General features: G+C 27.8%; 21 protein-coding genes and 2 pseudogenes. 5 read left to right on the forward strand and 18 right to left on the reverse strand.

Annotation, left to right across the window (positions count from 1 at the left end; translation table 11 throughout):
• Nucleotides 1-125: 125 nt before the first annotated feature.
• The 4 genes and pseudogenes from hadC to NGI68_RS11750 form a co-directional block, all read right to left on the reverse strand.
• Entirely contained in the window at nt 126-1,253 is a 1,128-nt protein-coding gene (hadC, locus tag NGI68_RS11735) for a (R)-2-hydroxyisocaproyl-CoA dehydratase subunit beta (RefSeq protein ID WP_251861669.1), read from the reverse strand.
• Nucleotides 1,253-2,485: a (R)-2-hydroxyisocaproyl-CoA dehydratase subunit alpha gene (gene hadB / locus NGI68_RS11740; protein WP_251861670.1), complete on the reverse strand. Its 1,233-nt coding sequence runs from the start codon at nt 2,483-2,485 to the stop codon at nt 1,253-1,255. The genes hadC and hadB overlap by 1 nt, the downstream gene beginning before the upstream one ends.
• Nucleotides 2,486-2,549: 64 nt before the next feature.
• Nucleotides 2,550-3,764, reverse strand: a complete 1,215-nt coding sequence (locus NGI68_RS11745; protein WP_251861671.1) for a CaiB/BaiF CoA transferase family protein — start codon at nt 3,762-3,764, stop codon at nt 2,550-2,552.
• Between the two features lie 401 nt (nt 3,765-4,165).
• Nucleotides 4,166-4,462 (reverse strand): annotated as a pseudogene (locus NGI68_RS11750) (4Fe-4S binding protein); the annotation flags it as partial.
• Between the two features lie 334 nt (nt 4,463-4,796).
• Here NGI68_RS11750 and NGI68_RS11755 point away from each other — a divergent pair.
• Nucleotides 4,797-6,074: a 2-hydroxyacyl-CoA dehydratase subunit D gene (locus NGI68_RS11755; protein ID WP_251861672.1), complete on the forward strand. Its 1,278-nt coding sequence runs from the start codon at nt 4,797-4,799 to the stop codon at nt 6,072-6,074.
• The gene (locus tag NGI68_RS11760) at nt 6,071-7,750 is read left to right on the forward strand and encodes an acyl-CoA dehydratase activase (RefSeq protein ID WP_251861673.1); all 1,680 of its coding nucleotides are present in this window, start codon (nt 6,071-6,073) and stop codon (nt 7,748-7,750) included. The genes NGI68_RS11755 and NGI68_RS11760 overlap by 4 nt, the downstream gene beginning before the upstream one ends.
• 143 nt (nt 7,751-7,893) lie before the next feature.
• On the opposite strand, the pseudogene NGI68_RS11765 reads toward NGI68_RS11760, so the two are convergent.
• The 11 genes and pseudogenes from NGI68_RS11765 to NGI68_RS11815 all read right to left on the reverse strand — a co-directional run bounded on the left by NGI68_RS11765 (nt 7,894) and on the right by NGI68_RS11815 (nt 20,237).
• Nucleotides 7,894-9,043, reverse strand: a pseudogene (locus NGI68_RS11765) (methyl-accepting chemotaxis protein).
• A 289-nt stretch (nt 9,044-9,332) separates the two neighbouring features.
• Nucleotides 9,333-10,574: a sensor histidine kinase gene (locus NGI68_RS11770; RefSeq protein ID WP_251861674.1), complete on the reverse strand. Its 1,242-nt coding sequence runs from the start codon at nt 10,572-10,574 to the stop codon at nt 9,333-9,335.
• 229 nt (nt 10,575-10,803) lie between these two features.
• A complete protein-coding gene (locus NGI68_RS11775; protein WP_251861675.1) occupies nt 10,804-11,496 on the reverse strand; it encodes a response regulator transcription factor in 693 nt (230 codons plus the stop codon).
• A 262-nt stretch (nt 11,497-11,758) separates the two neighbouring features.
• A complete protein-coding gene (locus NGI68_RS11780; RefSeq protein WP_251861676.1) occupies nt 11,759-12,217 on the reverse strand; it encodes a DUF4342 domain-containing protein in 459 nt (152 codons plus the stop codon).
• 226 nt (nt 12,218-12,443) lie between these two features.
• Nucleotides 12,444-13,043 (reverse strand): nitroreductase family protein, encoded by a 600-nt coding sequence (locus tag NGI68_RS11785; protein WP_251861677.1) that lies wholly within the window; start codon nt 13,041-13,043, stop codon nt 12,444-12,446.
• Between the two features lie 257 nt (nt 13,044-13,300).
• Nucleotides 13,301-13,894, reverse strand: coding sequence for a GNAT family N-acetyltransferase (locus NGI68_RS11790; protein WP_251861678.1), 594 nt, complete (start codon nt 13,892-13,894; stop codon nt 13,301-13,303).
• A 268-nt stretch (nt 13,895-14,162) separates the two neighbouring features.
• Nucleotides 14,163-15,551 (reverse strand): GntP family permease, encoded by a 1,389-nt coding sequence (locus NGI68_RS11795; RefSeq protein ID WP_251861679.1) that lies wholly within the window; start codon nt 15,549-15,551, stop codon nt 14,163-14,165.
• A 202-nt stretch (nt 15,552-15,753) separates the two neighbouring features.
• On the reverse strand, nt 15,754-16,758 hold the full coding sequence (gene pdxA / locus NGI68_RS11800; protein ID WP_251861680.1) for a 4-hydroxythreonine-4-phosphate dehydrogenase PdxA: 1,005 nt from the start codon (nt 16,756-16,758) through the stop codon (nt 15,754-15,756).
• Nucleotides 16,759-16,770: 12 nt separating this feature from the next.
• The gene (locus NGI68_RS11805; RefSeq protein ID WP_251861681.1) at nt 16,771-18,111 is read right to left on the reverse strand and encodes a four-carbon acid sugar kinase family protein; all 1,341 of its coding nucleotides are present in this window, start codon (nt 18,109-18,111) and stop codon (nt 16,771-16,773) included.
• 53 nt (nt 18,112-18,164) lie between these two features.
• Nucleotides 18,165-18,926 carry a DeoR/GlpR family DNA-binding transcription regulator gene (locus NGI68_RS11810; protein ID WP_251861682.1) on the reverse strand — a complete coding sequence of 254 codons (762 nt, stop codon included), beginning with the start codon at nt 18,924-18,926 and terminating at the stop codon, nt 18,165-18,167.
• A gap of 417 nt (nt 18,927-19,343) precedes the next feature.
• Nucleotides 19,344-20,237: a CPBP family intramembrane glutamic endopeptidase gene (locus NGI68_RS11815; protein ID WP_251861683.1), complete on the reverse strand. Its 894-nt coding sequence runs from the start codon at nt 20,235-20,237 to the stop codon at nt 19,344-19,346.
• A 384-nt stretch (nt 20,238-20,621) separates the two neighbouring features.
• On the opposite strand from NGI68_RS11815, the gene NGI68_RS11820 reads away from it, so the two are divergent.
• A complete protein-coding gene (locus NGI68_RS11820) occupies nt 20,622-22,010 on the forward strand; it encodes a L,D-transpeptidase family protein (RefSeq protein ID WP_251861684.1) in 1,389 nt (462 codons plus the stop codon).
• Nucleotides 22,011-22,158: 148 nt separating this feature from the next.
• Here NGI68_RS11820 and NGI68_RS11825 read toward each other — a convergent pair whose 3' ends face one another.
• A complete protein-coding gene (locus NGI68_RS11825; protein ID WP_251861685.1) occupies nt 22,159-22,752 on the reverse strand; it encodes a TetR/AcrR family transcriptional regulator in 594 nt (197 codons plus the stop codon).
• 143 nt (nt 22,753-22,895) lie between these two features.
• Here NGI68_RS11825 and NGI68_RS11830 point away from each other — a divergent pair, with 143 nt between their 5' ends.
• Nucleotides 22,896-23,405, forward strand: a complete 510-nt coding sequence (locus tag NGI68_RS11830; protein ID WP_251861686.1) for a flavodoxin family protein — start codon at nt 22,896-22,898, stop codon at nt 23,403-23,405.
• 14 nt (nt 23,406-23,419) lie between these two features.
• Entirely contained in the window at nt 23,420-24,073 is a 654-nt protein-coding gene (locus NGI68_RS11835) for a flavodoxin family protein (RefSeq protein ID WP_251861687.1), read from the forward strand.
• A 331-nt stretch (nt 24,074-24,404) separates the two neighbouring features.
• On the opposite strand, the gene NGI68_RS11840 is transcribed toward NGI68_RS11835, so the two are convergent.
• Nucleotides 24,405-25,328 (reverse strand): catalase, encoded by a 924-nt coding sequence (locus NGI68_RS11840; RefSeq protein WP_286010115.1) that lies wholly within the window; start codon nt 25,326-25,328, stop codon nt 24,405-24,407.
• A 91-nt stretch (nt 25,329-25,419) separates the two neighbouring features.
• Nucleotides 25,420-25,671 carry a hypothetical protein gene (locus NGI68_RS11845; RefSeq protein WP_251861688.1) on the reverse strand — a complete coding sequence of 84 codons (252 nt, stop codon included), beginning with the start codon at nt 25,669-25,671 and terminating at the stop codon, nt 25,420-25,422.
• Between the last annotated feature and the right edge of the window lie 5 nt (nt 25,672-25,676).

Genomic DNA, 25,676 nt, shown 5'->3' on the forward strand with positions numbered 1-25,676 from the left:
AACAAACCCATTAATCCCTACAAAGTCTTATATATAACTAAATAATCATTCTTAAATTTAAATATATAATAAATTTTCTAATGTTAAATGGACTTTAAAACTATAACTTTAAATTAAGGTTCTATTTATAATATTTCTGAGAATGTTTGAATTCTTGTTCTTATTTGTTCAACGCTCTTATTTTGTTGATCTACCTCTACCATTGTTGTAGGAATATCTTCTTTTTCAATATCCTTTTTAACAACTGGGTAATCGTATTCTTCAGGATCACAGAATTTCATCATGGCAAATACTACACCATCACATTCTTTATCCTTAGCTGCTTTTGCAATCATTGATCCTCTAGCTTTCTTAGGATCATATGCTAAAGAACATCCTTCAATATTTGACCACTGTCTTGCTAATCTGTCTAATGAATTCTTTCCTTCAGGTACATCTGTTCTAAATTGTCTACTTTCTTGAGCTAGATCATCGCCTACTATTCTTAAATTGTTTTCTTCAAACACATCAAGCATTTCTTTTGAATCTAATAATATACCAGTTACAAATACTTTTTTGCCATTATATTTTTCTTCTGGCAGAGCATTTAATAAATCATTTAGTTCTTTTACTATCTTTGTATGCTTATCTTTTCTCATAAAGAATCCACTCTTTATAACAACATTTCTTTCATAATTATTTATTGTATTGGTATGCTTAGCTGCTATGTCTACAAAATTTCTCATTACTTCTCTATGTTCATTGTATATTTCTATACTATTTTCTAACTCTTTTTCAGTTATCTCTTTTCCTCTAATCTCTTCTATCTTTTCTTTTATATATTTGTATTCTTCAACTAAATACTCTACACCAGCTTCTAATTTCCTATTTTGAGGATGAACTAATGCGATGTATGGAATGTCTTTAATAGCAAATTTCCAATTTTGGCCCATGCAATTTAATGTATCACACATTCCAGGAATAATAACAGCTGATAAACCATCATATATACCCTTCAATCCAAATTCCATGCAGGATTGCATTATTGAGCAACAAAATGCTGGATAATATTGTTTAGCTAAATTAGCTTCAACGTCCCCTCCCCATATACCTATTGGAAGCATATCTGCTGCATATACTATTTCTTCTGGAGTATACACTGGAAAACATCCTATTACTTTATTTCCTGTTCTTTCTTTATAATCTGAAACAACTTCTTTAGGGTTTTTAGTAATTCCCTCTAATTTAGATAAAATATTTTTTATATTATCCATTATTTGTTTCCTCCTTTCTTTCTTTCTTCCATAACTTCCACTAATCCTTGGATTCTTGTTTCAAATTGAGCTTTGCTAAAGTTTCTTGGATCTGCTTGGTCTCCATCAAAGCCTGCATATGGTATACCTGTTTCTTCAAAAACTTTTCTTTCCATTTCATATTGAATAAAACTCATTAACTTACAGCTTCTATTCATATGATAGAATGCTCCATCACAATTTCCATCTATTAAAGAATCTATTCTATATTTACACATTGTCTCTAAATTAACATTATTAAACATAGTACTATAAGCTCTAGCCATTCCATCTAAATCGTTTACTTCATATTGTAATGCCCATGCATGAGGGTAAACACTTCCAGTCATATTAACGCCATAGTTTGCTAAAGTCCTCATTTTATATCCTATATATGGCCAACATGGAATACCTTCCATCATAATTCTATATTTTTCTTCTCCTCTAAATGAAGTTTCTTTATTTTTAATATTTTCTTCTAACTCAGAAATTAACAATTTAAATGCATCTGTAGTTTCTTTTTTACCTCTATAACATACAATAACAGCCATATAAGTAAATAAATCAAATCCATTCATTGGTGATGGGAATGAACCTGATGGTAAGCTCATAGAATATTTCCATAGTTTACCATTATTAGCAGATATCCTCATAACCTCTTCTAATTTTTTAGGATCAAATTTCTTTCCAGAAATTTTTTCAAGTTGCTTTATAGCTTCTTCAAATTGAGCTCTAAGGTATTTAATTCTACTCTCTGTTACTTCATCTTCATTATTAAATGTAGTGTCTATCATTATTAATGGTATATCTAATTCCTTTGCTATGTTTTCGTACCACTTAATAACTTGATTACAAATATTATTGCAACAGCATATAAAATCAGGTTTTGGCATATTTAAGTTCTCTGAACCACCCTTTTCTAGAAGCCCAAAGTTTGTTCTTGCATAGGCACATAAATCAATTGAATAACCAGCGCTTTCTGCTGCTTCACAAAGGGATAAAGACTCTTTCTTAGCTGCAACACCTGCTGCTTGATTTTCTGGATATAATACATCCAAATCAAAAGCCTCTACTAATTCCTGTGGAAATACAGAAGTTGACCAACCTACTGGTTTTCCTGCTTCCTTTGCTTTCCAAGCATCTGCATATGATTTAGCCAATATACCATTAATTACTTTTGCTGCTTTTTTCTTTTCATCTTTCTTATCAGCCATTTATATTCCTCCCCCTTCTAAATATAAGTTTTTATGCCCTCTATTAAAAACCTATATGACTAATTTATTTTATTGCTTTTTCTTTTCTCATTTCTTCTATTTCTTCTTTGCTATAACCTAAAGATGTAAGAATTGTATCAGTATCTTCTCCAACTTTTGGTGCAGCTTTATATGGTCTCATTCCAGCCTCACTAAACTTAACAGGTGAATTAACTAGTACGCCAGTATTTCCGCTATCATATGTTGTCTTAAATAAATAGTCATTTGCCCATGCTTGTTCATCTTCTAATATATCTTCACAATATTGTAATTTTTCATATGGTAAGTCAGCTTTATCTAACAATTCTGCCCATTCTTTTAAATCCTTTTTAATCATTTCATCTTCTAATATTCCTACAAAAGTTTCAACATGTTTTACTACTTCAGATTGCTTATTAAATCTTTCATCTTCAATTAGGTCAGGTCTATTTATTACTTCTTTACAGAACTTAGGGAACCATGCATCATATTTTAGAAGAGCTAATTGTATCCATCTATCATCTTTACACTTATAAGTTGTTGCTAATGGATTATTAGGTGTTCTTCTTGATAGTGGCATCTTATTTCCGTATTGAGCTGTAGTAATCATTAATCCCATACCAAATATAGCTGTATGATATAAACTTACTGTAACTCTATCCCCTTTTCCAGTTAATGTCTTTTTGTGTAATGCTGCTAATATACCTGCAGCCAAGCTTATACCAGCATAATGATCTCCAAAACCTGCATTCGTGTTAGCTGGTGATGTTCCTTTTTCCATTAAGGATGTACTTACAGCTCCTCTTGCAAAATATGCAGTGTAATCAAATCCTGGCTTATCCTTAAGAGGGCCTTCTTCTCCATATCCTAATATATGTGCATGTATTAGTGAAGGGTATTTATCCTTTAATTGTCCATAGGATAGTCCACTTCTCTCTAATGCCTTTTCTCTGACATTTGTTACAAAAATATCTGCATCTTTAAGTAATCTTCCTAATACTTCTTGACCTTTTTCACTTCTAGTATTTATAGCAACGCCCTCTTTATTTCCATTTTCAAGTTCAAACATAGGATTTTCTTCATCCTTTGCAGGTGAATTATATACTGTACCTACAAATCTTAAATTATCTCCTTGAACTGGTTCTATTTTAATTACTTCAGCTCCCCAGTCAGCTAATAATTTTGCACAACTAGGCGCTGCAACAAAGCTTGATAATTCAACTACTTTTACACCTTCTAAAGCTAAACCTTCTTTTGTCATTTTAACATTCCTCCTTAAATATTATAAATAATCCAATTTACTCTATTGAAGTGGTTAAGTTTTCTTTAAAGAAAACTTGTACCAAATTCATCTATGTTATGTTCATTTACTTCATTATCATATTATTCAATTAATTTTAAATTATGATTGTTAAGAAAATTGCAATTATAATTTAAAATTCTTTCTTTTCTTATGCTTTCTAGTAATTTATATTTATTAAAATGTATTTTAATACCTATTTTTAAAAATTTTCAGAAAACCTTTTCATGCCAATCATTAAACTTATTATTATTTTCACTTATATAGATCTATAGGATGATTAAATATAAAACAATTAAATTTTTAATGGTTCATCCCTCTTTCATTTCCATTTATATGTGGTATATATATTGAAAATTACATTAAACAAATAATTCTGGTTCTTTTCTATATATAAAATTATTTTTCAATTGACTTTTATGTATCAAATACTCCTTATCTTGGAAATATTTTGCTTGTACAGGACATTTTTTGATACATGCACAGCATTTAATACATATTCCATTAAGCTTACTTACATCTTTAAAATCGATGGAGCCCATAGGGCATACTTCTGCACAAAGATTACATTTTATACAATTATCTTTTGTGCTTGGTGTAACTTTTCTTATATCAATGGGATTTCTATTTTCATCTCTTGGCATATAATATTTTTTGTAGCACTAAAATACATAGTATTTATTGTTTTATAACCCATTTTTTGCCCTCCCTATTGGTATAAAAGTTATAAAAAAATTACACTTACATATAATATATAGAATTTGTTTTTGTTATCTTATGTTTTATTTATTACTATTTATAATAAAAAACATATATTCTTGTAAAATAAAATAGAATATTTTAAAATTAAATCTATCTTTACTACATAGGTTTTAATACTTATTTTTCCAATATTGATTGGTATTATTTACATAGTGATTTTTTTAATGTATATTGTATATTGTAATAATTTTAATAATATAACTACATTTACTAATAAGGGTTGGTGATTAAATGGATTTTATCAAATATTACGGTTCAATGATAAAAAAAAATATAGATAAGCCTCATAAGGCCTGTAATCTTTTAAAAGCAGGATATTCTCTTAATTACAAACTTATGGACAAGTTTCCTAACCGTAAATTGCCTCCATCATTACAATATCTTGATAAAATATGCATGAAATATATATTAGAGCCAATTAAGTACCCTGATAAATCTGCAATGGTTAATCTGTTTGCTCCTACTGAGTTTTTACATGCCATGAATATTTATCCTATGTTTGTTGAAGGAATTTCTTCTTACTTATCAGGTACCAAATGCGAAGATGGCTTTATAAATTATTCAGAAAAAATGAATATTCCAGAAACTCTTTGTAGTTATCACAAGGCTTTTATAGGAGCTATTCAGTCAAATGTGATAAAAAGTCCAAGATTTGCAGTGACAACAACCATAGCCTGTGATGCCAATGTAAATACATTTAGGCATGTTAGAGATCAGTTAAATATTGATTTATATATTATTGACATTCCTTATGAATATTCAATAGAAGGAGAGGAATATGTAGCTATTCAACTTAAAGAAATGGTATCAATGATAGAAGATATAATGCATATTAAATTGAATGAAAATAAATTAAAAAAAGTACTAATAAATGAGAATTCATCAAGACAATATCAGCTAAAATACATGAAAGAACTTTCTTATAGGTATTTTCCCAATACATTGACTTTTGAAATGTACAAACTATTTACATCCCATGTAGCCATGGGAAGAGTTGAAACTTTAGCGTTTTACAAGAAACTCTATGAAGATATATTAACATATGATAAATGTGAGTGTACAAAATTCTTGTGGGTTCACTTGATACCATTTTATCAAAATACCCTTAAGAATTACTTTAATAACAATGATAAAATGCAGCTATTAACTTCTGATCTATCCTTTGACTATATTGAAAAATTAGATGTTAATAATCCTTACAATGCTATAGCTAAGAAACTTATACTTAATCATTTTAATGGTCCTCACTGTAGAAGAGCAAAAAGTATATTAAATTTAGCCAAAATTCTAAAGACAGATGCTGTAATAAATTTTTGTCATTGGGGTTGTAAGCAATCCAATGGAGGATCTATGATACTAAAAAAAGTTATGGAAGAAAATAATATTCCTTACCTATCTATAGATGGAGATGCTGTGGATAGAAGGAATTCTCATGATGGTCAACTTAGCACCAGATTAGAGGCTTTTTTTGAAATTTTGAAAAATAATAAAGGAGGTATGAAAATATGATTTTATATGCTTGTAAGTATACTCCTATTTCAATACTAGAGGCCTTTGACGAAGTTCCTATAAAAATTAATCCTTTAGCTTCTACCTTTCATAGAGCTGATGCACTTATGCATCCAAATATGTGCTCATACTGTAAATCTCTACTTGAAAGCCTTATAGACTGCAATAATGATCAATTAGTATTAATGAACTGCTGTGAAAGCATAAAAAGATTATATGATGTTTTAAAATGGAATTCCAATATGAAATATGTACATATGATAGATTTGCCCCATAAAAATAATTGTTGTTCTCGTATACTACTACAAAAATCATTTATGAAATTTATATCTTCCTATGAAAGTTTCACCGGTAAAAAATTTAATGTTGAAAAATTTAAGCTATCTATACAAAAACATAGTGCTTCTGAAAAAAATAATAATATTGTTCAAAATAAAATTGCTATTTTAGGGGCCAGATGCTATGAATCCCTTGAAGAATCAATATACGAATCCACAGGATCATATCCTTTAAATCTTACATGTACTGGAGAAAATTTTATATCAGATGAAATACCAGACTCCTGCGGTAATATGGATGATCTTATTTTATGGTACGCTGGAGCTATTTTATCTCAAACTCCCTGCATGAGAATGTCTGATATATCCCATAGAAAAAAACTTATTCTTTCTAACAACATATCAGGAATAATTTATCATACAGTAAAATTTTGTGATTACTATTCTTTCGAATATGCATCTATTAAAGACAAAACAAATATTCCAATATTAAAAATTGAAACTGACTATACTAATCAAAGTAAAGGACAACTTTCTACTAGAATAGAAGCATTTATTGAAAGATTTAAGAATAAAACAAAATTAGATACTAAAGTTTCATGCATTCTGGAAAAAGATTTATATGTGGCAGGTATTGATAGCGGATCGACTTCTACAAATGTGGTAATTTTAGACCAACATAAAAATATAATGAGTTACTCCATAGTAAAAACTGGAGCTAAAAGCATTTATGGTGCAAATAATGCATTGACTTTGGCTTTAAATAAGGCTAATCTTTCAAAAGATCAACTTAAATACACTGTTTCCACTGGTTATGGAAGAATGAATATTCCTTTTACAAATGAAAATGTAACTGAAATAACCTGTCATGGTGTTGCAGCTCACCATTTGAAACCTAATGTAAGAACCATTATAGATATTGGTGGACAAGACAGTAAAGTTATAAAATTAGATGAACATGGAAATATAAAAGATTTTGCCATGAACGATAAATGTGCAGCAGGTACAGGCAAATTCCTTGATATGATGGCCAGAACCCTTGAAATAGACATTGAAGAAATGAGTGTTGAAGGTCTAAGTTGGAATGAAGACTTAAAAATCACCAATATGTGCACCGTATTTGCAGAATCTGAAGTTGTGTCTCTTATAGCTGAAAACAAAGAAAAATGTGATATAATTCACGGACTTAATGATTCAATAGCTTCAAAAATGCTATCTCTTTTAAATAGAGTAGGAAAAGAGGAGTTTTACATGATGACTGGGGGGGTTGCAAAAAATCTTGGATTAGTAAAATCTTTAGAACTAAAGCTTAAAAGTAAAATTTTCATATGGGATGAACCTCAAATATGTGGTGCCTTAGGTGCTGCATTAATAGCACTAAATAAAGTTCAAAGCTAGGATACATAATCTTAGCTTTTTACTTTAAGTCTTAATTTAATTATATCTTTAAACATTTCTTAAATAATATCTAATTATGATTTAAATTTTTATATTCCTATTTATATGCTATTATTACTTAAATATTATATATTAGCTTAATGCTACAATCTTTGTGCAATAGAATTTAATTCCTCAGACATAGAAGTTATTTCTTCTATACCTGCTGTAATTTCTTCTGAAGCAGCAGCTTGCTCTTGGCTTGATACCAAAGAATTTTGGCTTTTCTTGCTTACATCTTCTACCTTTATCTTAATATTATCTGTTAGTTGTTGAATTTTGGGTACTGTACTTTTAGATTGTTCTGATAGTCTTCTTATTTCTTGTGCAACTACACCAAATCCTTTGCCAGCTTCCCCAGCTCTTGCAGCTTCAATAGCGGCGTTTAATCCAAGCATCTTTGTTTCATCTGCTATTTCTTTTATAAAAGAAGATATCTCATTAATTTCTTCTGATACAGCTATTATTTTACTTATCTCCTCATTTAGATTCTGTTCATTTATATGTATTTGTGATGCTGATGCTGCCAATTGTTGAATAGTTGCAGAAATTTCTGAAAGATTATCTTCAAGATTATTTGACATTGCACGTAATTTATCTGCAACTTCTTGTGGCATAATTATACAAAAGGAACCTACAACTTTACTTGAGTCTTCTTCATCAAATAATGGATGAGCTGATAAAATTACAGGGACCCCATATTCTAAAGTTTTTACTTGTTCTAATTGTGGTTTCTTCAGCCTCATTGCTCTACTTGCTATAAAATCTTCATTAAGTTTATTTCCAACTTTTAAACTTGGAACATGAAATTTTTGAAGATTGTATATTTATAATTTTATCCAAATCTGTTGTTAACAGAAATCCTCCTTCTTGGAACATTTCTGACAAAATTGGTGCAAAGCTTCTAAAGGATTTAGCAATAGGATGTAATTTTGGAACTGCCATAGCAAAGGCTCCAACTACATTTTTTTCATCATCCACAATTGGAATTGAGGTAATAGTCAATCTTACACCATAATGTGCTCGATCAATGTCTTGAGATAATATTTTTCTTTCACGCATGGCAACAAGAGTAGTGCTATCACTACTCAATTTATTTCCTACACTAAGAAGTTTAATATTAAGTGAATCAGAAGATTTAGTCCATACTATTGTATCTCCTTCCATTATTCCAAATATGACGCCCTCAGGAATTGTATTTGTCTGTATATTAGCCAATACCTTTAGACTCTCTAGTTCATTTACCGAAATCATGCTATCTCCTCCGTATATTAGGGTATTTATGACATACATATGCAGTATTCAATTATTTATATATTTTTTAATAAAATATCCTCCATATGTTAATAAAATTTACTGATATTTTTTTGGTTCATTTTACATAATTCTACATAAATTTAGTTATTCCTTCTTTATATTACAACTTTAATGATATATTATAGATGTTATATGGACAAAATACGGGTTTTAACCCCTTTTATTTATAGTTCAATAATTATTATACATTTTAGTTAAATCCTTCTTTATTCATTTAAAATACTTTTTAAATTTTATTTTCTATACTTATACTTATTTTTGTTCCTACATTAACCCTACTTTTAACCTGTATGGTCCCTTTATGCTCTTTTATAATCCACTTTGCTATAGAAAGACCTAATCCACTTCCCCCTTTATCCTTTGTTCTAGATTTATCAACTCTATAAAATCTATCAAAGATATAAGGTATATCATCTTTTGGAATCCCTAATCCTGTATCTTCAACTGTAATAACAACTTGATTCCCATTTATATACCACTCAATATATATTTTACCATCTTTCGGTGTAAACTTTAAACTATTATCTACAAATATTCTTAAAGCTTGCTTTAACAATTTGTAATCTGCAAAAACTAAAATATTTTTATTGCTTTTATTAATAATATTATGATGTGAATCTATTAATTTAGTTTCCCGTACAATCTCATCTAATAATGTATTTATATAAAACTCTTCTTTATGGATCTTCTGGCTTTTCTTATCAACTCTTGCTAAAAATAATAATTTTTCAACTAATTCTTTCATATTTTCTGATTCACCTTTAATAGCAGCAACCGCTTCTTCTAATACTTCTTTATCATCTTTTCCCCATCTATACAGCATATTAGCATATCCTTGTATAACTGCAATAGGTGTTCTAAGTTCATGGGAAGCATCTGATACAAAACGATTTTGATTTTCATAAGACTGTTCAATCCTGTCAAACATATTATTAACCGTTTGTGCAAGTTCTCTTAACTCATCATGAGAACCCTTTACGTTAATACGAGTATCTAAATTTTGCACATTTATTTTTTTTATTGTGTAATTCATTTCATTTATAGGATCTACCACTTTTTTGCCTATGTCAGAACCAGATTTTATAATTATACTTATAACAATAATATTTAAAATTCCTAAAATAATCATTGCCAAGTAAAAATATTCATTTTCATTTTTTAAAGCTTTTATAACTTGTATATAGTATATCTTATCCTTTAGTTCAAAACTTTTATTTATGACCATTCTTTCTAAATTATCATTTCCTTTTATAATGTATGGTTTATCTATTTTAAAGTCTCCATAATATTTCTTAATATTTTTATTGGTTGAATAAACAATGCTTTTATCCTTTTCAAAAACACTTATAAATGTATCTCCTTTTTCCGCCACACTATCTATCAATTTCTCTGGAATTTCTGAAATGCTTTTTATATTATCTGACACTATTTCTGCATACATATTTATGTTGCCCTTAACTTGTTTCATTAAGAAAGAGTTAAATCCAAATAAAACTATAGATGTAAATAAAAATAACAATATTGATATTATAGTTGTATATATAAAATTCAACTTAAAAGTAATAGAAAACCTTAATCTTATTTTAAATTTACTTAATAAAGGTTTAATAGTTTTAAAAATTAACGTTATTATGTTTTTTATAATCATATAAATACATTTTAAAAAATATATAATATTCTTTATAAAGTTCAATTTTTTATTCATCTTTTAAAAGATATCCCACTCCTCTAATAGTATATATGAATCTTTCACTATACCTATTATCAATTTTTGTTCTTAAATATCTTACATAAACATCAACCACATTAGTGTCCCCTAAATAGTCAAACCCCCATACTTTATCTAATATCTGTTCTCTAGTTAAAGCAATATTTTTATTTTCCATAAAGAGTTTTAATAAATCAAACTCTGTTTTTGTAAGTTCTATAACTTGTTTATTGTAGCATACAATGTGCTTATCTAAATCTAATTCTAGTGCTTTTATAGAAATAATATTAGAATGTTTTACTTGTAATTCTTTTCTTTTTAATGCCACTCTTATCCTAGCCAAAAGTTCTTCTATGGCAAAAGGTTTTGTAATATAATCATCAGCACCAGTGTCTAGCCCCATTACAATATCTGTGGTTTCCTCCTTAGCTGTTAACATTATTATTGGCATATCTGATGTTTGACGTATTCTTCTACAAACTTCCATACCATTTAATTTAGGAAGCATTACATCTAATAATATTAGATCAAACTTTTCATTTAAGGCTTTATCTAATCCCTCTCTACCGTCATATACCTTGCATGTTTCATATCCCTCATATTCTAGTTCTAACTGAATAAACCGTGAAATTTTAACTTCATCCTCTATTATAAGAATTTTTTTCTTATTTTCCCTATCCATGTTCATTCCTCCAAAAATTATTCCACTTATCTAAAAAACTATTTATATAAATTATACCTTAACTAATAACCTTAAGTATTTATTTCTACCTAACATATTTTTATTATACAAAATATTCTCCAACTTGTATAAATATATACAATAAAAAAGACTGTGAGAAAATATATTTAATTCTAATATAATAAATATATTTTTTCAGACAGCCATTTTTACTTTCATAGGATAATTATTAAATTTAAATCATAGTTTATTTAAAATTTATTTAATTACTCACTTCTTTTTCTTCTGATAAATCATCAACTATATTATTAACCTTTGTTGACACCTTATTTAAAATATCATTAATCTTTGAGTCTTCTCCTGAATTTTTTTCTATTCTGATACTATGCTTTGTAATTAAAGCTAGTATAGTAGCAACTATTGCCACTGGGAACGCTAGAACAGTACACAATATAATAACATTAACTGGTGCTTTTAATACAGTATCCTCTTTTTTTCTAACTACAACCTTAGTTTTATTACCTTTTCTAATTAACACCTTAATCTTATCAAAAAATTTACTTTCACAGCCAAAATCCTCATTGGTCTTTTTATTCTTTTCAAGATATACTAAAGCTTCTATAACATCTCCATCAAATTTTTCTAATACCTCTTTTGCTTGTTCATAACTTATATTTGCTCTTTTTCTTAATAAGTCTATTTGTTCTAAAGACACATTCATTTAAAAATCCCTCCATTTTTTATTATATATTTTTAAGAAACTATACCTAATACTACTTTCTTAATTCATATATTTACTTTATGGCTTTATTATATATAGCCATAATTAGAGAGACTTTAATAAAAGATTAGAATTTGATTAGAAATTATAATTATTTTAAAACTATTTAAAATGCTAATATATTTAAGCTCCCACAATGTGAGAGCTTAAATATACATTATTTTAATTATTTAATTATTCTAATACGCTCTTCTAATGGCTTATATTCTTTTGCATCTGGATTTGTTATTGGCTTACCAAAAGGCATTTGAGCTATAAACTTCCACTTCTCTGGTATACTCCATTGTTTTTTTACATCTTCTTCTATTAGTTCATTGTAATGTTGCACTGAAACCCCAAATCCTTCTATTTCTAATGATGTCCATATAACTAACTGATGCATACCACTAGTTTGTTGAGACCATATTGGGAAATTATCTTTATATGATGGGAATTGTTTTTGAAGATCTTCTATTATATTCATATCTTCAAAATACAATATTGTTCCGTACCCATTACCAAAAGAATCTATCTTTTTCTCAGTGCTTTGAAATCTATCTTCTGGTACTATCTTTCTTAAAGATTCCTTTGTAATATTCCATAGTTTATCATGTTCATTTCCTAATAATAGTACAACTCTTGTACTCTGAGAATTAAATGCAGATGGTGTATGTTTTACTGCATGTTCAATAATTTCCTTAATTCTATCATCTGACACTACTTGTTCTTTACTGATTCCATAAAATGTACGCCTTTGTTCTATAGCTTCATAAAAATCTTTTTTCATTTCCAATTCCTCCAGCTCCATATTATATTTGGTTATTAAATAAAGGTAACTATTTTTCTATAATAATATATTCTTGTGCTTCAGTTATTATTTGGAATTAATTATAATTTTATTATTTCATAGATTTTTTAATAGTCAATAATGATTTTTATTTAGTTATTATTATTCCTTACTTTATATATTTATAAAAAATAAAGAATCTTCTAAAGCAGATAGAAGATTCTTTGCCGTTAATTATAGTATAGTTTATTTTTAATTTAAACCATTTTAACCATTCTATATAAATATTGTGAACAATATTTTTCTTTTTTTTCAAATTTATAATCTAATTTTTCATAGAACTTTCTTACGTTTTTATCCTTAGCCAATAGCGAACATCCCTTATACCCTTCTTTTTGGGCAATTTTTTCTGCTAATTTCATTAACTCTTTCCCAATTCCAAGACCTCTAACTTCTTTAATTGTAGCTAAGTTTGCTATATAAAGTTCTCTTTTTCCTCCCTCTTCTAAACTCATTCCCTTAATAAAATCCTTTATAAATTTTATCTTGCTATTAATCCCTTTAATCATAAAAAGCAAGTTTAAACTAGTTTTAGTATCTAGCTGTGCTATTTCTTCACTATCTAAAAGAATTATAGCTCCACAGATTTTATCATTGAATTCTGCTACCTTTATATTTAAATAAGAATATCTTGATTCAGTACTTAATACTAATAACTTAATTCTATTTAAAATTTCTTCTTTAGTGCCCTGGCCCCAAATATGCTCTGGAAGATCCTCAGTATCATATATAAGACCAGTGATAATGGGGGCGTCCTCCTCCACTGCATCTCTTAATGTGAAGTTTTTCATATTTATCCCTCTCTCATAAAATTTTCATTTAAATACTATAAGACCATTATATAGTAAAACAGCCTGTTATTTAAGCCCGCAGAGGCATAGCATTATGGTACCTTTGTACTATAATTGGTTTTTTACTAATTTATACAATTATTGTATTAGTACTTATTATGTAAAGGAATAATACCTAAATTTGTTATATCAAAAAATTTGCTTTAATCTTATTAAAATAAAATTCAGCTGAAGTAAAAACTCCAGCTGAACTCATCTAAATTTTATTTTATAATATTAAACTTAGTACAATAAGTTCTACCAATCCTACTGCCCAAGCTATAGTAGTAGTAACTGACCAAACTCTTATTTGCTCTTTTGCATCTTTTATTCCAAGAGAACGATTAACTACCCAGAAATAGCTATCATTAAAATATGAGAATAAAAGTGATCCCATACAAGCTCCAAGAGCTGCTAATATTGGATTAACATTTGATGCTGCAACAATTGGCGCTGTTATAGAAGCTGCAGTTATCATGGCAACAGTTCCACTTCCTTGGATAAGTCTTACTAAAGATGCTATGATAAAAGGTATTAATACAACTGGCATATGAGAACCTGCGATTAATTTTGCTATATAATCCCCTGTACCACTATCACGAAGTACCATACCTAAAGCACCGCCACCACCAGTTACTAATATTATTATACCAGCAGATTTTATTCCTTTTTCCATTTCATTTATAACTGTCTCTTTATTTAACTTACCTGCTAATCCATATATAGCTATTACTAGACCGAGTCCTACTGCAATTATAGGAGATCCTAAAAATTGAACCATAGTAACAAATCCACTAGGGCCTATTGTTTTTTGTTTAACTAAAACATCTAGTATAGTATTTAAAAGTATTAATATTATAGGTGTCATTATTGGTGCAAAAGCCATAAAAGTAGATGGTAATTTCTTGTTCTCTTCTTCATCTTCAAAATTATATACTGGCTCTTCATATTCTCCTCTAATCCATTGATCTTCTTCTTCTCCTGGTATTTGATATATCTTTTTGCCTATATATTTTGCATACCCCATACCAACTAGTGCCATAGGTATAGCTAAGATTATTCCCCATAAAAGAAAACTACCTACGCTTACTCCAAATATACCTGCAACACCAACTGGTCCAGGTGTTGGTGGCACTAAACTATGAGTAATTACAAGACCTAATCCCAAGGATACACCTAAAGATACAACTGATTTTTTTGTTTTTCTAGAAATAGCTTTTGCAAGTGGCGCTAAAATTATAAATCCTGAATCACAAAATATAGGTATAGATACTATGAATCCTGTTATTGCTAATGCTAATTCTTCCCTTTTCTTTCCTAAAAATTTTATAAAAGTTCTGGCCATTCTTTCTGCTGCTCCAGATACTTCAAAAATCTGACCCATCATTACTCCAAAACCTATGATTATACCAATGCTTCCTAAAGTTCCTCCAAAACCTTTAGATATAGAATCGATAATTTTATTAGCGGGCATTCCTCCTACAAGTCCAGTAGTAGCTGCTGCAATAATTAGTGCGAGAAATGTATGAATTTTTGTTTTTAGTATTAAAAATACAAGTATGCTAATTCCAACTATAAGTCCTAATATCATTTGATTTCCTGCTACTGTGTTTCCCATTATTTTTCCCCCTTATGTTTTTTGTAAAGGTATTCATTTGTAATATAAAACTAGTAAAATTTTATGTATTTAATTTAAGTTGTTTAAAATAAGTTATTCTAAACTCAGCTCGAGTAAAAACTATTATCTTTATTAGCAAAACTCAAGCTGAAGCTTAGAACCACCTTATTATAAAAAACTCTTATTTACATATTGATAAAGTTTATTTTTTAAATTTAGGTGAATATTTAGCAGCTAAGATTATAGCTTCTACCATACTTACAGCACTAGCTATTCCAGTTCCTGCTATATCTAATGCTGTTCCGTGATCTACAGAAGTTCTAAGTATTGGCATCCCATTTGTTACAGCAATAGTTCTTTCAAAATCTAATGTCTTTGTTGCTATATGTCCTTGATCATGGTATAAAGATAATACTGAATTATATCTTCCTTTAAGGGCTAAATGAAACACTGAATCTGCTCCTATAGGGCCTTCTACTTTATAACCCATTTTTTGAGCTTCTTCTATAGCTGGAACTACCTCTTTCATCTCTTCATCTCCAAATAATCCATGCTCTCCACTGTGAGGATTAAGTCCTGCTACAGCCATTTTACCACCCTTTACTCCTAGCTTTTCTAAAGCTTCAGAGCATCTTATTATATAATCTAATACTCTTTCTTTAGTTACTAAATCACATGCTTTTCTTAAAGAAACATGTCTTGTTAAAAAGAATACTCTCATTCCTCTAACTTCAAACATAGTAAGAGGATCTTCTGTATCTGTTAAGTCTGCTAAAATTTCAGTATGTCCAATATAATTTATGTTTCCTTTTTTTAATGATTCTTTGTTTATTGGTGTAGTGGCTATAGCATCTATTTCTCCTTCTTTAGCCATTTCTACAGATTTTTTTATATATTCAAAAGCTGCCTTTCCTGCTATACCTTGAACTTTACCTATTTCTAATTCATTTATATCTATATTATTTAAATCTACCAAATCTATAGTTCCTAAAGTAAACTTACCATCTTCTGCTTTTTCAATTAAATTTATATTTAAATTCATACCACAGAATTCCATAGCTTGTTTAATTACTTTTGCATCACCTATTAGTATAGGATTACATTTTTCATAAACTTCTTTTTCATTTAATGATTTTACTACTATCTCTGGTCCTATACCAGCTGGATCTCCTATTGGTACTCCTATTATTGATTTATTATTAATCATATTTAGTCCTCCTTAGTCACAATTAATATTTTTAAGTAAATAATCTATGCATAGTTCCATTGCGTCTTCTTGTCCTACCATTCCCCCTTTACTTACTATTCTCATATCTGGGAATTCTCCTTCTATAAACTTGCCATAAGCGGCTAAAGGTATAACTTCATCTAAAAGTTCTAGTCCTGCTGAATTAAATTTTCTGCAAATACTAACACTTATATCTCCACCACTGCTAAATATGCCTTTTATAGATTTTATTTCTTGCATTATCTTGTAACTCATTTCAGCTACTGCAGTATTCATTATTTGAGATAAAAATTCCTTAGTAGTATTTTGTTTTTTTGCTTCCTCATCTAGATTAATTCTTACTTCTTCATATAATGAATCCAATACTATACAAAATATATCATATGAATCTTGATTTGCTATAACCTTATTTGCTATCCTGTCTATTTCTTCATGCTTTGTATTTAAATCACTTAATAGTTTTCTAGAATTTATATCTATTTTAAATATATTTCTATCTTTTAAAATTCTCTCTAACTGTGCTCTAGTAGTGTCAGTTATACTTCCTATTGACATAAGCACTTTATTGTTTTTATTTTTATTGTTATCTTTATAATTCACTTCTTTTTTATTTTCCTTATCTAAAGCAACATACTGTTTTATTGTTTCTGCAGTAAACGGGCCTGGATCTACACATGTAAATTTAATATTTGTATTTATTAATGCTTTTGATATAATCTCTAAATCCTTATTATCTACAGCATCAAATATTATTAATTTTTTACTCTTATTGTAGATATCCATTATTTTATCCTGTAAATTTTTATATCCCTTTTTCACATCTTCAAGATATATAGATGCAACTTCATATTTACTTTGCTCTTTCACCAACTTTTCAATTACCGAAGAATTTATAGGTTTCTTACCATCCTTTGCTGCATCAGTATCTTCTAAAGATTTACCATTTACTAAAAGATACCCTCCTACAGCTTGTCTATTAGCATCTGGAAAAGATGGTACTATGGCAGCTATAGTATCCCTAGGAAGAGAATCTAACATTCCGTCTATTTCTGCTCCAATGTTCCCTCTTAAAGTGCTATCTATTCTTTTGCCGTAAACTTTTACATCTGAACTAAAGAAAAATTCTGTTGCTTGAAGCACTCTTTCATAGGCATCTTCTTTTTCTACTCCTCTACTATCGGTTGAATAAAGAACTGTATCATATGCTTTTCCCAAATCATCTTTTTTTAATGAATTCATAAGTGTTACAGTCTTTAAATTTAATTTTTTAATTAAAACGCCAGTTGCATTAGCTCCAGTCAAATCATCAGCTATGATAACATAATTTAACATTTAATATCCTCCTTGAATTACTTAATTACTAATGGTAGTTTAATTACTTATATTTATTCTACGTTAACTACTGTTACATTTAATGATTCTAAATATTTGCTTTCATCTTTATTAAATTTTTTATCTGTAATAATGCAATTTAATAATTCTATAGAAAATATATTTACAAAAGATTCATTATTAAACTTACTGCTGTCTGTTAGAAGAACAGAATAAGATGCAGATTTTACTATACGTTTCTTTAAACTTGCCTTTTCAAAAGTAGGAGTAGATAGTTTAAAATCTGAGTCTATACCAGAGGTTCCTAAGAAAGCTAGATTAACCTTTATATTAGATATAAATTCATCTGCAGTAGGTCCTATTATGCAGCCTGTTTCTTCTTGTACTCTTCCTCCTACTACATAAGTTTTAATATTGTTTTGATATAGTTCTAAAGCTATCTTAAGGTCATTTGTTATGACAGTTATATTTTTTATCTCACTAAGTCTTTTAGATAGCTCAAAGGTTGTAGTACCTGCATCTAAAAATATACTGTCCCCTTCTTTTACTATACTTAGTGCTTTTTCTGCTATTTTTTCTTTTATAGATATATTGCTTATTTTTTTTAAATCATAAGCTTGTTCTGATAAATAAATAGATCGCTTTACAGCTCCACCATAACTTCTATATAAAATTCCTTTTTCTTGTAATCTATCAAAATCTCTTCTTATAGTCATTAAACTTACATTTAGTTCATTAGCAGCATCTTCAACTTTTACACTTCCTAATTGATTTAGCTTTTCAATTATATAATTTTCTCTCTCTACAGGAAGCATGTTATCACCTCTTATTTTTTAATATAAATAATTATTAATTTAAATAATTCTATTCATAAATTTATTTGTTCTTTTCATTTCGTTTTGCGTGTTCGTTTTTGTTAATTAAAATATTATACTTCTTTTTATAATTTGTCAATATCTTTTATTTTCCTTTGTTTTTCAGCATTATTTGATATTTTTATAACAATTTTACTTTATAATGTGATAAAGCAAAAGATTATATAGTTAAATATCTAACAACAACTCACAATAATATTTTAGTCATTAATATATTATATAAACCCTTTAAAATTTAACATACGTTATACAATTTTAAACTTATTATTTAACCCTAACAAATTAAAATCTTTAGGTGCTACTATGTACACCTAAAGATTTTAATATTAAGTATTCTTACTTATTTTTAAATTCCTATTAAAAATAACTTTTGTTATAGGAATTCTTAATTTTATATAGTAATATTATTATTGCTATACATAAAACTATAGTACATGCAATACCCGCTTCCGGACCAAATGCACCTCCTGTAAACAGCTCTGATCCTACTAACTCTAAATTCATTAAACTTCCAACTCCTGTTTTTAAACCACTTACCTCAAAACCAAATATATTACCTTGAAAAAAGTTCCAAGCAGCGTGCAATCCACAGGCTCCCCATATATTTTTCGTTTTTATAACATATAATCCAAAAAGTATTCCTGTTATAAATAAATTTAAAGCTGCAACTAAACTTACATTAGGATTAAAAAAATGTAACAGAGAAAATAATAATGAAGAAAATATTAATCCTATGGTAATGTTATATTTTGCTCCTAAAACATTCATAAGCCAACCTCTTACCAATATTTCTTCCGTTGCACTCTGAATTATCCAACCTGGTAAAACTATAATAAGTGCTCCTATATTAGCTAAATTGAGACCACTTACTAAATTTATATGACTTGTAACTGTAAGTAATATTACTACAAGTGAAAATAGTATAATTCCTAAGACAAAACCCAAAATATATTTTCTTATAAATTTTTCTCTACAGAATCCCATACTCTCAACACTGCGATTTTCAAATGTTTTTACCCAAGCAAATGTAATTAAAGCTGAAAATAAAAAACCTGTTATTAAATTAATTGAAAAATTAATTGGGGTATTATTAGAAACTTTAAATGTTGTCTTTATTATAATAAATATAATACCTCCTACTATTTCTCCTATAATCATAAATAAAAATACTAATAAATATGAAATGATTATATTATATAGATGTTTTGATTTTTTAGCCTGTCTAATTAACTCTGTTTCCTTTAAAAACATAAATACTCTCCCATCATATAATTATTGTAAATTTTACTATATTATATAATCGTATTATTTCTTATATACCTTAAAATAAAACAATTAAATTACCATTAAATTTTACTAATAAATCTAAGGTATATTTAAATTAATTATTACCTGTCTATTCCAAGTATTATGCCATTTTTACCCTCTTAAATTTCTTATTTTATACAGCTGTTTTGTAAAAATATCTCTTTTTTTCTTGCTTTCAGTTGGAAAAATTGCATTTATATATTTTAGTCAAACTTAATTATTAATTATTTCATAAGAATATATAAACCAATTGAAAAAGGCATCTAAAATGTTATAATAAATATATATTTATTATAATGGAACTAAAATTTAGGAGGCATATTTCCAATGAGTAAAAAAAGAACTAAGGTAAAGAAAAAACATACTAGATATAGCATTATAAGTTTAGTAGGCCTACTAATAATCTATGTATGTATGGTATTATATTTTAACAATCATTTCTATTTTAGAACAACTATCAATGGTATTAAAGCTTCCGGCAAAACCGTAGAAGAAGTGAATAAAGAAATAGAACAAGAAGTGAATACTTATACACTCCAATTAGAAGGAAGGGATGGATCTAAAGAACAAATTTCAGCTAAGGATTTTAACCTAAAATATAATCGTAATGATGCCATAAAAAATTTAAAGGATAATGAGAACCCTTTTAATATATTTAAGGGTATTTTTAAGAAAAAAGAATATCAGATACCTAGAACAATTTCTTATGCTGAAGATAAATTAAAAGAAATTACTGATAAAATGATTTTCTTTAATAAAAATAAGATAGTTAATCCTAAAGATTCAAGTTTAAAATATACAGAAAAAGGTTATGAAATTATACCTGAGGTTATGGGAAATAAGGTTAAGGAAGATGTTCTATATAGAGAAATAAAAAGCGCAATATTAAAAAATAAAAATATTCTAAATTTAGATAAAGATAATTGTTATGATAACCCTAAACACACATCAAAATCTAATGAAGTTATTAAAGCTAAGAAAACTATGGACAAGTATTTACAAGCAGTAATAACTTATGACATTAGAGGAAATAAAGAAGTCGTAAATGCTCCTAAAATAAAAGATCTAATTAAAACAGATGAAAATTTCAATGCTGTTGTAGACAAGGATAAAGTACGCTCATACATAGACAACTTAGCCTACACATATAACACTGTTGGTAAAACAAGAAATCTTGTAACTCCATCAGGTAATCATATAAAAGTAAGTGGCGGAAGCTATGGTTGGGCTATTGATAGATCTAAAGAAACTGAAAATCTAGTGCAAGCTATACAAGAAGGAAAAACTATAAACAAGAAACCTAGTTACGCTCAGACTACACCTTTTACCGGTGATGATGACATAGGAAATTCCTATGTTGAGATTGACTTAACACAACAACACTTATGGGTTTATAAAAATGGAAATGTTGTTGTAGATGGAAATGTTGTTACTGGTAATGTAAGCTTAAATCATGCAACTCCTGAAGGAGTTTATAAAATAGATTATAAAGAAAGAAATGCAACTTTAAAAGGTGAAGACTACGCTACTCCAGTTAAGTTCTGGATGCCTTTCAATGGTGGTATTGGTATGCATGATGCTAATTGGAGAACAGAATTTGGTGGAAGTATATATAAAAACAGTGGATCTCATGGATGTGTAAATTGCCCTCCTGCTTTAGCACAAACTATATTCGAAAATATAGAAGCAGGAACTCCAGTAATTTGTCATAATTAATAAAGTAAATAATAACTATTTATATATGTATAAAATAGACAAATACAGAAAAGAAGACTCTATCCAAGGAAAACTTTGGTAGCGTCTTCTTTTATTGTTTATTATTATATTTAATGTTAATTATCTTTATATTTTAATAATATAGCTTCTAAAACTTAAGATTTTTATTTATAATACTTTCAACAAGTTCCAAATAATCTCCATTGTATATAATAGTTCTATTTGCTAACATTACTGCAATACCGTGAACCATAGACCACATAGCTATTACATCTCGTGTATACTCTTCTTTTTTTATATTTATACTCTTTAAATATTCAATAGCTGAGTTCTTAAATATTTCAAAAGATCCTGAAACTTTAGCTTCAAATTTACTTTCATCCGCCACAATCCCATATTTATAATTGTTTAAAAATAAAAATTTTAGATAATCGGGATTTTCCACCATAAACCAAACATATTTTTTCCCAAGCTCAGTAATCTTTTTACTTGGATTATCCTTACATATTTCTGTTATTTCTATTAAAGATTTCTCAAATTCACTAAATACATAATTAGATATGGCATTAATTAATTCTTCTTTATTTTTAAAATGCTTATATGGAGCTGAATGACTTACATTGCATAAAGCAGCTACTTTTCTTATGGAAAATTTATCTGTACCTTCTTTATTAAGTAATTTTAATCCTTCTATTATTAAAGTTTTCTTTAAATCTCCATGATGATATGCATAAGTTGCCATATAAAATGCCCTCTCTTTCAAAATACAAATATATTATAATTTATTGTATCATTTTATGTTGACAATGTAAACTTACTATAGTATACTAAAGCAAAGTTTACACCATAAACATGGTTTTATCCATATATGAAAGGAGAATTTTTATGTTATTAGTTCATGATTTATCTAAAAAAAATTTAAATGAAATATTACCTTTTGTATCAAAAAACACCAAAATATTATCAAAAGAAACAGCCCCTATACAACCTTGTTATGGCTGTTTTAAGTGTTGGAGTAAAACTCCTGGTAAGTGCATTATAAATGATTTTTATACAGAAATGCCTAAATTTATTTTGCACAATAATATTTTTATTATAATTACCAAAATACATTATGGTTGCTATTCTCCTTATATTAAAAATGTTATAGATAGATCTATAGGTATCTTACTACCATTCTTTAAATCGGTTAATGGAGAAATTCATCATGTTTCTAGATATGATAAATTTCCTAAATTTATAGCCATAGGATATGGAAAAGATATCACATCTGATGAAAAAGCTACATTTAAAAAACTAGTGAAGGCATACTGTATAAACTTAAGTTTTACCCAGTATAAATCTTTTATAGTGGATGATATATATAAAATAAAAGATGTTTTAAAAAATTTATAAGGGAGGTAATTTTCATGAATAATCTATGTATTATAAATGGTAGTCCAAAGAAAAAAAATAGCAATTCTTCGTACTTTATTAATGAATTAATACAATTGCTTAATAATAACATTAAAACAAAAGAATATTATGTAAGTGAACTTATGAAAGATACAAGCTCCCTTAATGAGATCCTATCTTTTAATAAAATCATTCTTATTTCTCCTTTATATGCTGATTGCCTTCCAAGCCCAATGCTGGATTTTATGATATGTTTTGAATCTTTCCTTAAAAACAAAAAAGGTTTAAATACTGATATGTATTGCTTAATAAATTGTGGATTCTTGGAAGGAACTCAAAATTCTATAGCCATTGACATAATGAAAAATTATTGTACAAGAATAGGATTCAACTGGAGACTTGGCATAGGTATCGGTGCTGGTGAATTTATGATTAATTCAAAAAATATACCTCTTAATTCTAAAATGAAACACCCCATATATGATGCACTTTTAACATTAAAAAAAGATATAGAAAATATTAATAATAGCATTACTCCTCAAAATAAGATCCTTGTTAATGCTAAGATGCCTAAATTTATATTTAAATTGGCTGGTAATATGTATTGGAAAAGAATAGCTAAAAAGAATAATTTAAAAACAAAAGATCTTTATAAAAGGATTTATTAAAAAAATATTAAACTCTTCTCCCACATGAACTTAACATATCTTAATATAAATGAAAAAGGAGCTGTCCCACTAATAATAAATCCTACAATATATTGTGTTAACTTTAAACTTGTAAAACAATATATTGTGCTTAATTTTTTTTAATGAATGGGACAGTCCCTTTAGCTTTCTATGAACATAATGAAGCTATATATTTTATCTTCATAAGATTGGTTATTTATTTCACTGAAGAATATTATAAAACCTAAAAATTTAGTATTTTTTATTAATTATGTTATAAATATTTAAAATTAACATGAACTATTAAAATCAATATTAATTGTTATAGTTATTAACAATGCTCTTCAATTCTTAGTTCTGTTTTTAATCTTCTTCCAAATTCTTTATCTGCTTTAGAAAAATTATCTATAGCTTTCAACTGAATTCTTATATCAACTTCCCACATATCTGCTGCTATATTGCTTATTAATGTATTCTTTTCCTTATCTGTCATAGCTCTATACCTTTCACCCGCCTGTAAAAAGTCTTGACTTTTATCTATAGTTTTTCTTACCAAATTTCCTTCAACATAAATAGGCTCTTTTTTTCCTTTTGGGTGCTCCAAAGGTTTATTGTCATTTAAAGTATTAGGTTTATAATTTATGCTTCCTTTATTATAAAAATATCTCATAGGTCCATCCTGAGTATTATTATTTACCTCAACTATAGGTTTATTTATAGGCAACTGCTGAAAATTAGCTCCTATCCTGTATCTTTGAGTATCCTTATATGAGAAGCTTCTCCCTTGTAAAAGTTTATCATTAGACAATGCTACCCCTGGTACTATATTAGATGGGCAAAACGCTATTTGTTCAATTTCCCCAAAAAAGTTTTTAGGATTTTCATTCAATGTTATCTTTCCAACTTCAATCAATGGGAATTTATCTTCCGGCCATACTTTAGTTGCATATAAAGTATCGAATTCTAAGCATTCAGATTCTTCCATTTCCATAACTTGTACTTTCAAAAAATACTCAACTTTTCCTCCTTTAGCTATGGTATCATATAGATCTCTTGTAGCTATATCTGGATCAACTCCCGCAAGTACTTCAGCCTCATGCCTATCTATTGTCTTAACACCTAAAGTAGGTATCCAGTGATATTTAATAAGTACTCTGTGTTCCTTTTCATTGATCCAAACATAAGTGTTAACCCCAAAACCTTCTATAGTTCTATAACTTTTAATTGTGCCTAGATCAGAAAATAAAAAAGATATTAAAAATTATTAATAACTTTTAATATCCTTATAAATTTATATTCTTTTAATACTTACATCTATTATAATTACTTGGAGATATTTGAAACCCTTAAACTTTAATTAATACATATGTGCCATCTTGACTTTTAACCTGTACCAGTTTAAGTCCTTTATATCTCTTTAATTCTTTTATTATACATCTAACAGAATCCACATCTAAACATTCTATATATTTAATACTTTCGCTGTTATTGGTTGATTTTTTACATATAGCCTTAAAAATTTTTAATATATGTGGCAAAAGAAAAATAGGAACTGGAATAAACATTTTAGTACGTTCACTTTTTATTACAATTTTCACTTTTA

It is taken from the genome of Clostridium sp. Marseille-Q2269, assembly GCF_943736985.1.
Lineage (GTDB): Bacteria > Bacillota > Clostridia > Clostridiales > Clostridiaceae > Clostridium_F.